Raw genomic sequence first — 11647 nt, forward strand, 5'->3', positions numbered from 1 at the left:
GTAAAGTCTACGCAGCCTGCAGTTTAATGACTGCCCGGACGATATCAATAACTATTCTCACTTGAGCCTCTGCCGCTAACGGAAAGCGCGACGGAAGGTCAGGTTATAGCGGAATGCGCCAGTGGCGGGATGGATACCCGGCTTCAGCGGCAGAATGCCGTGAAAGCGCAGCCTGGACGGGCCGCCCCACACTACGATGTCGCCATGTTCCAGCAGCACCCGCTGAGCGGCATCACCGCGCTCGAAGCCGCCAAACTGGAACACCGCCGGCAGCCCCAGCGAAACGGAAACGATAGGCTGCCTGAGATCCTCTTCATCCTTATCCTGATGCAGGCTCATCTTCGCCCCCGGCTCGTAGCGGTTGATCAGGCAGGCGTCAGGCTGAAAACTCTCAAATCCGGCCTCTGCCGCACAGGCGGCAGCCAGGGCGCGAAACCGCTCCGGCATCGGCGGCCAGCGCTTGCCGGTGGCGCTGTCCTGAACGCTATACTGATAGCCCCTGGCGTCGGTTGACCAGCCAAAGTTCCCGCAGTTGGTCATGGCGACCGACATGCGATGGCCGCCAGGGGTAATACGGTGATGAAACGGGTTTTGCGCCGAGACCTCGCTGACCAGCGTCATCAGCCCCGCCGCCTCATCGCGCGCGCGGCGGCGCAGGATAACGGCCCCCTCGGCCAGCGGCTCCGCCCAGGGGGCGTCTTCACTAAAAAAGTCCAGCATGGTGGCTCCTCAGGGCAGCGCGCTGCCCCGGTTATTGCCGGATAAAGGCTTTAAACTGTGGCGACATCCAGGTTACAAAGCCATCACCCTGCTTAACGATCAGATAGACGGCGAGCTTTTCCCGCAGCGCCAGCGCCTTCGCTTTCTCCTCGCCCAGCACCATCAGCCCGGTATCCCACCCGTCGGCTTCCAGCGCCGTAGTGGCAATCACCGTCGCCGACACCAGCTTATGCTGAATGGGGCGTCCGCTGACGGGGTCAATGACGTGGGAAATTCGCTTGCCGTCCAGTTCATAGTAGTTGAGGTAGCTGCCCGAGGTGCTGATACCGTGCCCCTGCAAGTCCACCACGGCCTGTACCGCGTTCTCTTTGTCGGTCGGTTTTTGAATCGCCACCTTCCAGGGGCGTCCCTGCGCATTCATGCCGCGGGTCAGTACCGCGCCCCCGACGGAAACAAGGTAGCTGTTAATGCCCTCTTTCTCCATCAGGCGAGCCAGATGGTCGGTGGCAAACCCCTCCCCGACCGTTGACAGGTCAACATAGAGGCCGGGCAAATCTTTTTGCAGCCAGGCACCCTCAGCCTTCTGAATCACCTGCAGATGCTGCAGGCCGGTCAGCGCACGGGCGGCATCAATCTGCGCCTGGGTGGGGGTTTTTACCGGCTGCTTATCCGGTCCAAAGCCCCACAAATTGACCAGCGGCCCTACGGTGATGTCCATCGCACCGTCGGTATTCTTCCCGATACGCAGCGCAAGCGTGACGATGTCCGCCATATTATCGCTGATCGGCTGCGGGTCGCTGCCGCGATACTGATTAAATTTGGAAAGAGCGGAATCGGGTTTCCAGGTCGACAGCTCCCGATCGTCCTCGTCGAGCTGCTGCTGAACCGCTTTTTGTAGCGCATTTTTACGCTCAGGCGCAACGCCAGCCAGGCTAACCCTCCAGAATGTTCCCATTGTGCGTCCCTCAAGAACCAGCCCCGGATCGGCAGGACTCTGGTTTTGATTGTCACAGCCGGTAAGGGTAATAAATGCTGCTAAACCAGCATAATACAGCGTGTTCTTCTTCATCAAAGCTTAACAACCTTTAGTAAATTTTGGTCCGAAAACGGCCCTTTCTGCCGCTATCTGCCCGGGATAATGACTTGATTATCATAAAAATGCTCACCAGAATGGTTGCCCGACGCCGCTCTCTGAGAGCAGCAAAACCCTGGATACAGAGGAGATCCGCTATGATCTATTTTCTACTCCTTGCCGTATGCACCGCGCTGATTATCTTTTCAGGCTATAAGCATTACAAGCAAACGCATACCAAACAGCTCTATCGTCCACATCGTCGCTAATGCGGTCTCGCAGTAGCAGCAGGAGAAGGAGCAGACGTTCAGGGAGTGAATATAAAGGGCAAAAGAAAAACGAGAAGGCAACCGGAGTACTTTGAAGGGAAAATAAACAGGGAGCGCAGCGGTGCTGCGCTCCAGCCAGTTTAGAACTGGTAGACCAGGCCCAGCGCAACGATGTCATCCGTATTGATGCCCGCAGCGTCGGTAAACTTACTGTCATCCAGCAGGTTGATCTGGTAATCAACGTAGGTGGACATATTTTTGTTGAAGTAGTAGGTCGCACCCACATCAACATACTTTTTCAGGTTCTGTGAGCCATAACCCTGAATGTCGCTGCCGCGAGAGCTGACAAACGCCAGGGAAGGACGCAGACCGAAGTCGAACTGGTACTGTGCAACCAGCTCCCAGTTATCCGCTTTATCCGCATAGCCGTAGGCCGCATTCGGGGTGTCATCCGTAGGGGTGCTCCCGAAGCGGGTGGCATTGTAAGAGCGGGTATACATCGCCGCCAGGTAGATGCTGTTGGCATCATATTTCAGGCCGCCGGTGTACGCGGTGGCTTTATCACCCCGACCCAGAATCGTTGAACGGTCTGCCGTGCCGCCGTTCTGCTCCGTGGTGCGGTCAGAGCTGAACATCGCACCCCCGATACCAAAGCCGGAGCCGAGATCGTACGTGGTTGACAGACCCCAGCCATCACCGTTCTGTCCGAGCGTATCACGCCCATTTGGCGACTCGGTGGCGCTGCTGTTTTTACCCTGGTACTGCAGGGCAAAGTTCCAGCCGTCAACCAGGCCGAAGAAGTTATTGTTACGGTAGGTCAGCATGCCATTACCGCGCTGGAACATAAAGTTATCCGCGCCGTAGGTATCCCCACCAAACTCTGGCAGTACGTCGGTCCATGCGCCGATATCGTAGGCCACGCCGTAGTTACGACCGTAGTCGAGTGAACCGGAATCACCGAATTTCAGACCCGCAAAACCTACGCGGGTGTAGCTGTTGGCGGTGCCTTCAGATTCTGCGTTATTCAGTGCTGCCTGGTATTCCCACTGACCATAGCCGGTCAGTTCGTTTGAAATCTGCGTTTCACCTTTGAAGCCAAAACGCATGTAAGACTGGTCACCGTCGTTACTGTCGTTATCAGAGAAATAGTGCAGGCCATCTACTTTGCCAAACAGATCAAGCTTATTTCCGTCTTTGTTGTAGATTTCAGCCGCGCCTGCTGAACCTGCTACCAGCATTGCAGGAATCATCAGGGAGAGAACTTGACGTTTCATCTATTATTACCCTCTGGTTATATTATAATTGCCACTGCTTACTGAATATTTGTTATTCAGCTGAAAGCCCATACTAGTGACCAGCGCGTAATAATCTATAAAGAAAATGATACCAAATTTCCGAATGTGTTTCATACTGTAACCAATCTATTGCTAAACGTAAATTTCGCAGGAATTTTACACAGCACGTATCGCTAATAATGATGGCACGGATTATCAAGAATCCATCAATAATAAATCAAGACTTTGTTTTTATTACATTTTTTAAAATGTAATTTCTGAGCACTGAATGATAAAAATTAGTGACCATCCGGTTATACAATAACTCCGCTATCATCATTTTATTTCTGTATTACCCTCATTCACCCCGAATGTTTTGCTTTACCCTGATTTCAGCCGAACCTTGCGTTCGGCTTTTTTTATTTCCGGGGGGGTTATCCGCAGATTATCAGCGCTCGCGCAGCGATTCCTTCACTTTATTAAGCGGTTTTATCAGATAATCCATAACTGATTTCTGACCGGTTTTAATTTCAACATTCGCCACCATACCGGGAACAATAGGGAATTTACGCCCTGCCCTGTTCGCCAGTTCCGCCTTCTGCGTACGTACGTAAACGCGATAATAGTACTGATCGCGTTTTACCTCATCCTGCAGGGTATCGGGGGAGACGGTTTCCACCTCGCCCGGCAGATCGCCATAGATGGATGAGTCGTACGCCGTCACCTTGACGGTGGCGGGCAGGCCGGGCCGGATATAGGCAATATCACGCGGATTGATGCGCGTTTCGATCAGCAGCTGATCCTCCAGCGGCACGATTTCCATCAGCTTGCCGCCGGGCTGGAGCACGCCGCCCACGGTGGTGACCTGGATATCCTTGACGATCCCGCGTACCGGCGAATAAATGGTGGCACGGGTGAGCTGATCCTCTTTACCGGTCAGCACCTCCAGCTGTGCATCCAGATCGGCGTTATTTTTCACCTGCTCTTCACGCGCCCTGACCGCATAATCGTTCTTTGCTTCATCAATTTTACCGCGCAGCTCGCTGATTTGCCGCCGCAGCCTGATCACCTCCACCTGCCCGGCGGCCCCTTTCGCCACCAGCGGCTCCGTCATGCGCAGTTCATCCTGCACCAGCTTCATTGACTGGGTTAAATTGCTGACGGTTTCATTCAAATTTCGGCGTCGCGACTGATAAAGCTGGGTTTCCCTGGCCACCAGAGCCGGCTCTTTCAGCGTCTGCTCACTGAACCGCAGCGGCGCGCCGGTCAGCTCGGAGCGCAGTCGCTCAGCCGAAGCCGCCAGCGTGCGGGCTTTGGCCGCCGCCTCACCAAAGTTAGAGCGAAAACGCGTCGGATCGAGCCGGGCCAGCACCTGCCCCTTCTCGACAATGTTCCCCTCATGGACGTTAAGCTGGTCAACGATGCCGCCGTCCAGGCTTTCGATCACCTGCGCGCGGCTGAGCGGCGTGACCTTGCCGGTACCCACGGTGACCTCATCCAGAATGGCAAAGTGCGCCCAGATGAAAAACAGCGCCAGCGCCGCCGTGCACAGCCAGATAACGGAGGAAGTCCGGCGCTCGTTGCGTTTCATACTCCGGTCAATCAGTAGCAAACTCATGCCGCATCCCCCTTGCCAGCAGCCTGTGGTGAGGCGACGCGCAGGATCTCATCGCGCGGGCCATCGGCAATAATCCGGCCGTTATCCATGACCACGATACGATCCACCAGCTTGAGCAGCGCCGGGCGATGGGTAACCAGCACCAGCGTTCGTCCGGCCAGCCAGCCCTGCATCTGACGGATAACGTGCTCTTCGAGCTGCTCATCCATGGAGGCAGTGGGTTCATCCAGCAGCACCACCTGCGGCTGACGGAGGATCATCCGGCTGAGCATCACCATCTGGCGCTGTCCGCCCGACAGCCCCCTTCCCCCTTCGTTGATAATGCGGTCAAGACTGGCCGCATCCTGCTGGACCAGGCTGAGCGCACCGCTGATACGCAGCGCCTGGAGCATCTCCTGCTCGCTGGCGTGGGGATTACCCAGCATCAGATTCTGTCTCAGCGTGCCGAAGAACAGGCGCGAATCCTGCGACAGCCAGCCGAGCTGGCGACGCAGATCGATTGGGTCAATCCGGCGGATATCCACCCCGTCGACGATCACCTTACCCTGGGTGGCCAGCGCCTGCCCGGCCAGCATCCGCAGCAGCGTCGATTTACCCGCCCCCACTTTGCCCAGCAGGGCGATCCGCTCGCCGGGTTTGATCTGCAACTGCCCAACGGTGACCACATTTTTGACATTTTCCTCGTCGTAGCTGTACTGCACGCCGCGCAGATCGTAGTGCCCGGTGAGCGTGGGGCAGTGCGCCATTTCGCCCTCTTCCGGCTGGTCGAGCGGCTTTTTCAGCAGTTCGTCCAGCCCGTTCATGGCGCTTTTCGCGTGCTGCCAGCGCGAAAATACCATCGTCAGCTGCATCAGCGGCGCGATGGTGCGTGAGGAGAGCAGGCTGCTGGCCACCAGCGTACCGGTAGTAATTTCACCGCTGAGCACCAGATAGACCCCGGAGACCAGCATCCCCGCATAGGTGAGCTGCTGCACGGTGGACGCCCAGCCGGTCAGCCGCGCGCCCCACAGCCGCTGCTGCATACCAATTGCCGCGCTCACCTCATGGGTCTGCTCCCACTGGCGCTGGAAATAGGGTTCCGCCTGGAGGGATTTAATGTCTTCAATCCCCTCGATGGTTTCCACCAGCACCGCGTTGCGCAGTGCGCCCTCACGCAGCCCCTCTTTCGCCAGTTTCGCCATCGGGAACTGCACCAGCAGCCCGGGAATGACAATCAGCGGGATCGCCAGCAGCGGCACGATCACCAGCGGACCGCCGATAAACGCCATAATAAACAGGAACAGGATCACAAAGGGCATATCGGCGGCGGCCCCGACGGTCGTCGAGGTCAGCAGCTCGCGCACCTGGTCAATTTCCCGCAGTTGGGAAATAAAGGAGCCGGTCGATTTGGGTCGGGCCTCATTGCGAATGCTCATCGCGCGGGCGAACAGCATCGACGACACCTTAAGATCGATGCGCTTACCCATCAGATCGGAAACCTGGGTGCGCATCAGGCGGATCAGATACTCAATGGCGGCCGCAATCAGTACGCCCGTGAACAGCACCCACAGCGTGGATTCCGACTGCGCGGGGATCACCCGGTCATACACCTGCATGGAAAACAGGATGCCCGCCAGCGCCAGCACGTTCCCCACAATCGACGCCAGCGAGATCTCCATGATCCGCCGCCCCATGCCGCGAAAGTTTTCCCAGAACCAGTGCTTTTTATAGGGCTGAACGAACTCGTCAATGCGCGCATCGCGCGCCCGCGCGGCCACGCCAATAATGCCCACCTGCGGCTGGCTTTGCGCCAGCAGCAGCGTCAGTTCACTTTCGCGTACCACATCGCCGCCGTCGCTCAGCCAGTAGCGCGCGTGACCTTCAGCGTCGATGGCCTCTACCACCACCACGCTGCCATTTTCCATGATCAGGACCACCGGGGTGACCTCCTGCCGCCAGCGGATTTTTTCGCGCGGCATCATGGTCATATGCAGGCCCAGCAGGCCAGCCAGACGCTCCAGCTGCTGGCCGGGTGCCAGGTGCTCAAACCAGCGCATCTGCTGGCGCAGCGTTTTGCCATCTGCCGGTTTGCCAAACCGAGCCGCCACGCGGAGCATTGCGTCAATCCAGTTCTCGGTGCTTGCGGTCTGTTTACTCATAATACTGCCTTATTCTGTTAAGGTGCCCGGCCAGCGTCAGAGCGAAGGAAGGGTTTGCCCGCTGGAGGCTTCACGATCGATGCCCATGATATCCAGCAGATTATCGACCGCGGCGGCATAGCGAACCGTGGCGTCCCAGCCGTCATACAGTGCCGTCAGGCGGCTGCTGTCGGCCTGAAACACGTCCTGTTCGACGCTCAGCAGATCGTTGAGGCTGCGCTTGTTGAGCTTATATTCGTCGGCGTAGACCGCGCGGGTGTGATCGGCACTGCCGAGCTGCTGCTCCCCGGCCGTTTGCCGCTGCTGGGCGCCGATCATATCGGCGTAGGCGGTGGAGGCGTGCTGATTGATATCCAGCTTCGACTGCTGGATCGCCGCGACGGCAGCCTCTCTGTCGCCCTCTGCGGCGCGGGTCTTCGCACTGACCAGCCCGCCCTGATAGAGCGGTGCCTCTACCTGGAGCTGTAATTCATCGTCCCAGTAGGACTGTCGGCTGTTTTGATAGCGGGTGCGTCCGGCTTCCACCTTCAACGTTGGCCAGTGGTTGGAGGCGGCCTGATGGACACGCTCCAGCGCGGCCTCCTGTTTGGCCTGGGCGCTGCGTACGGCGGCGCTTTTCTCATAGGCGATCTTATCGAGGGTGACCTGCTGGTTAAGCAGCGACTGCGGCAGTTCGGGCAGATCGCCCGCGACCACGCCGGTTAGCACCGTCAGCTGGGCCTGCGCGGTGCGTTCCCCGGCGCGATACTGCTCCAGCGTCGCATGCATCCCGGCGATGCGCGTTTCCGCCTGTAGCACGTCAGACTGCGAACTCAGCCCGGCGTCGGCACGCATTTTGGCGATCTCTTTGACCCGCATCAGCGAGGCCACGTTATTGCGCGAGGCTTCCACCAGCGCACGGTAGCGCTTCACCGACAGATAGGCCTGGAGCGTGTCCTGCGCGACCGTGGTCATGGTGTCGTACAGCGCGTAGCGGTAGGCTTCCGAGAGCTTATGCTGTTCATCTATCGCGCCGCCGGTGCGGCCAAAGTCGTACAGCAGCTGGCTGAGCGTAATGCCGCCGGAGCCATTGTTGTTCAGGCTTCCCGAGGAGTCGGTCTGGTGAGAACGGCCGCCAGAGGCCTGGAGTGAGAGCTGGGGATACCAGGCGCTTTTTGCCGCATCCAGATCGGCTTCGCCCACGCGGATTTGCGCGGCAGCCTCGGAAATTTTGGGATTGCGGGCAAACGCGCGCAGTATCGCGTCACGCAGCGTCAGCGTGGCGACCTGCTCCTCACTGGGAGCGGCCCGCCAGTTAAACTGGGCTTTGGGTTCGGACGCCGCCAGCGCATGTTGTCCCAGCGTACTGAACAGCGCGGCCACGCAGAGTGAAACCCACTTCTTCTTCATTTTGACACCACTTTCCCATTAGAAAAAATAATGTGATGCCGGACAAATAGCGCAGGAGCGATATTTATCCGGACGTACGTAAGCCAACGCCCGGCAGGGCGCTAATCTGTACCTGGTGACAAAGGATTACGCAGTAATCCACATGAGAATAGGGCAAAATTTAGTGCCAACGTGGCGTCGTGTAATGAAAAAATCCCGACGCTATCCATCTGTTATTTTAGCTATAGCGTTTTTTTAGCGCTTTTTCGTTGATTTAAAAACGGCCCTTAAACCAACATCTTTTCCTACAATAGCCCACACAAAAAACTTACATAAATATAAAATATACTTAACTTTACACGTCCTGCATCGGAATGTCCTGCTCCGATGCAGGGTAAAACCCGATTTACACCACGTATGCCTGGAAAGTGTGCTGATTTAGCAGATCGCCCAGCGTATTCTCAGAGACCAGCGGGGCATGATGGCTGGCATCGGCCGCCTGCACACCGAGCGTCCTGTCGGCTGGCGTCGCCCAGATCCCCCCTTCCGCCTGGGGATCGCCGGTAAGCCGGACGGTGGTCAGGTCGACTTTCGCCCCCTCATCTGCCGAAGCGTGCGCCAGCGGTGCTGCCTCATGCAGCCCCGGTTTACCCGCCAGCGCGTGCTGCTCACTGGTGACCTCATGCTTTGCACCACTCACCGCTGTAACCGGCGTGCCGGTGAGCGTCGACAGCAGCGCAGTGATGCTGTTATGTGCCACAGGCTCGCCACCCTTTTCATCCTGATCCGCCAGCGCGGCGGAGGCGGCATTCACCTCATCTCCGTTACCCTCCAGCGCTTCATAAGCGGTCACGCTGTTGGTGGTGCTGGTGTCAATATCGGCACTCACCTGGTGCACGGATTCAAACGAGTTACGGGCGATATCCGCGACGGTAAAAAGCATCGTATTGAGCCCGTGCGTATTAAGATCGTTGATGTTGACTTCCGCGCTCCACTGACCGTTTTCGCCAAAGTTCAGGCCATATAGCATGTAGTCGCCCACATTCAGTGACGCGCCGATGATGGGGAATTCGCTCTGTACCGTACCGTTCACCGTGACCCAGGTCGCCCCATCGTGTTGACTGACGTCGCTGTTGGTCAGGTCATTTACCGTAAAGTGGGGTTCACTGGAGGAGTGCGTGATCAGCCAGACATCACGCGTCGCACTGGCTCCATTACCGTTAGGATCGAGGGTGGAAAAGTTCAGCGTATATTTGCCATCGTGCAGCGCCGCAAGCGTGTCCCCATTGATATAGGCCATCCATGTGCCATCGGCTGCCCCTACCCGCCCCTCATAAACCTTGCCATTTAACGTTATCTCGATGTCCGTACCGCTCGGCAGATGCGAAGAGGTACCGGTGATTTCAATGCCAAACTGCCCTTCATAGATATTCAGGGCATCGTCATGTGAAATGGGATCAACGGTAAGCGTGGGCAGGGTTTCGTCGGAGCCGTAAAGTTCCAGGCTGGTGTAGGCGGTGGTTTGGTTGCCCGCCTGATCTGATAGCGAAAATTTCATACCGTAGTGGCCATCATCAATCGCCTGAATTACCGCCGGGGCGAATTCAAAGTGCCAGCGGCCATCTTCCTCAACGGTGGTGGTCCAGGTCTGCTGGTTAAAGATCAGGGTGACGGTTCGGCCCGCCTCACTGGCATCGGTTGTACCCGATACGATCAGCGGGTCGTTAATTTCGCTGCTGTCGATCATATTGTCACCGGCCATGGTATCGATTTTCAGCGAAGGGGCCGTGATATCGAACATAAAGCTGGCGGTGGTGGAGCCCGTCTGCCCCCACATATCCGTCGCCTTCACCGATATCTCGTTTTCGCCGGGGTTAAAACGGTCATCCATGTCGTCCAGTCGCACCTGTAGCGACCAGTTGCCCGCATTATCGACCTCGGCCGGGAAGGTGGTGCCGTTGATGGTGAGCACCACATGCTGACCCGCACTGACGGAACCGGCGGTACCGGTCAGTAGCTGGTCACTGTGGAACTCCCCAAAATTCAGCCAGCCGTCGCCAAACGGCGTATCAATGGTGGGATGAGGCGCTGGCGTGGCTTCCGGGGGAAGTGACGCCTCAACGGTTATGCGTTGATTGGCAGACGAGGTGCCCCCTACCGCGTTGGCAAAGCTGACGCTCAACACCGCCTGACCGGCCGGTAAGGACAGTAACACCTCGCTGGGGATTTCCACGCGCCAGCTGCCGTCGCTGTTTACGGTAGTGGTCCAGGTATTACCGTTCAGACCAACCGTGAGCGTCGTGCCGGGATCGAGATGGGTACTGGTACCGTCCAGGATTTGTGCCGAGTGTTTTTCCTCTGAGCTCAGCACGCGGTCGCCGGTAAAGGGGTTAACCTTAACCGTAGGTCCGGAAGCCGCGGCCAGGGCGAAGGCAGCCACCTCCCCCACCGTCTTGTCGCTGGCTACGGTCGCACCCTCTGTGGCCGCAGCAGCGTTAGCCGGGGTTAGCCCGCTGACTGGCGTCGCCTGCGCGTCGGACAGCGTGGCATGACCGGCGCTCACCGGCGTGATAGATTCGCTGGCGCTCACTGACGCGGTGTCCGACGTAACGGATTCGCTGGCGCTGACCGACGCGGTGTCCGACGTAACGGATTCGCTGGCGCTCACCGGCGCGGTGTCCGGCGTAACGGATTCGCTGGCGCTCACCGGCGCGGTGTCCGGCGTAACGGATTCGCTGGCGCTAACCTGCGCGATATCAGGCGTAATGGAATCGGTGCCAGAAATTGATGGAGAAGTCGCTAACCTTTGCTGTGCGGATTGCGCACTCTCTGCTGGCGACGCGTTTTTCTCGCGACTCTGTTCTGAAGTAGACATGGTGACCCCTTTGTGCCGGATATAGACATCATTGATTGGCAGGAAACCGACAGCGTAGCTGGTGTTTTCCTGCAGTACTGCCAGTCGGCACTTTTTCAGCGCCAGCTGTTGTCCGGTACTCTGGGATCGACAATCAATCCTGAACAGGGAAAATGGTTAAAATTATCAGCATAAAAACGGCCCGCTGCTGGCAAGCGCCAGCACAGATAATTTAAATAATATTTAGTACCATTCTCAGCAAGGAATCCGGGCGCAAAGTTATTTTTTAACTTAAAGTCAGTAAGTTAAAATCATAACCTTTGCTTATATCAGC

8 protein-coding genes are annotated in these 11647 nt (G+C 57.4%); 1 reads left to right on the forward strand and 7 read right to left on the reverse strand.

The genetic code is table 11. The features are described from left to right. Positions 1–75 precede the first annotated feature (75 nt). The 7 genes from alkB to AAGR22_RS15125 all read right to left on the reverse strand — a co-directional run bounded on the left by alkB (position 76) and on the right by AAGR22_RS15125 (position 11334). Positions 76–720 (reverse strand): DNA oxidative demethylase AlkB, encoded by a 645-nt coding sequence (gene alkB, locus AAGR22_RS15095; RefSeq protein ID WP_067705604.1) that lies wholly within the window; start codon positions 718–720, stop codon positions 76–78. A gap of 31 nt (positions 721–751) precedes the next feature. Further along, positions 752–1789 carry an FAD:protein FMN transferase ApbE gene (gene apbE, locus AAGR22_RS15100; RefSeq protein WP_345828300.1) on the reverse strand — a complete coding sequence of 346 codons (1038 nt, stop codon included), beginning with the start codon at positions 1787–1789 and terminating at the stop codon, positions 752–754. 412 nt (positions 1790–2201) lie between these two features. After that, entirely contained in the window at positions 2202–3335 is a 1134-nt protein-coding gene (gene ompC / locus AAGR22_RS15105; RefSeq protein ID WP_067705608.1) for a porin OmpC, read from the reverse strand. A gap of 448 nt (positions 3336–3783) precedes the next feature. After that, positions 3784–4953 (reverse strand): HlyD family efflux transporter periplasmic adaptor subunit, encoded by a 1170-nt coding sequence (locus AAGR22_RS15110; RefSeq protein ID WP_067705610.1) that lies wholly within the window; start codon positions 4951–4953, stop codon positions 3784–3786. After that, a complete protein-coding gene (locus AAGR22_RS15115) occupies positions 4950–7091 on the reverse strand; it encodes a type I secretion system permease/ATPase (protein WP_067705612.1) in 2142 nt (713 codons plus the stop codon). Before AAGR22_RS15115 ends, AAGR22_RS15110 begins: the two co-directional genes overlap by 4 nt. Positions 7092–7127: 36 nt before the next feature. Then, on the reverse strand, positions 7128–8480 hold the full coding sequence (locus AAGR22_RS15120; protein ID WP_345828301.1) for a TolC family outer membrane protein: 1353 nt from the start codon (positions 8478–8480) through the stop codon (positions 7128–7130). A 385-nt stretch (positions 8481–8865) separates the two neighbouring features. Further along, the gene (locus AAGR22_RS15125; protein WP_345828302.1) at positions 8866–11334 is read right to left on the reverse strand and encodes an Ig-like domain-containing protein; all 2469 of its coding nucleotides are present in this window, start codon (positions 11332–11334) and stop codon (positions 8866–8868) included. 12 nt (positions 11335–11346) lie between these two features. On the opposite strand from AAGR22_RS15125, the gene AAGR22_RS15130 reads away from it, so the two are divergent. Next, positions 11347–11508 (forward strand): hypothetical protein, encoded by a 162-nt coding sequence (locus AAGR22_RS15130; protein ID WP_156484984.1) that lies wholly within the window; start codon positions 11347–11349, stop codon positions 11506–11508. Positions 11509–11647 lie beyond the last annotated feature (139 nt).

It is taken from the genome of Erwinia sp. HDF1-3R (assembly GCF_039621855.1).
Classification (GTDB): domain Bacteria; phylum Pseudomonadota; class Gammaproteobacteria; order Enterobacterales; family Enterobacteriaceae; genus Erwinia.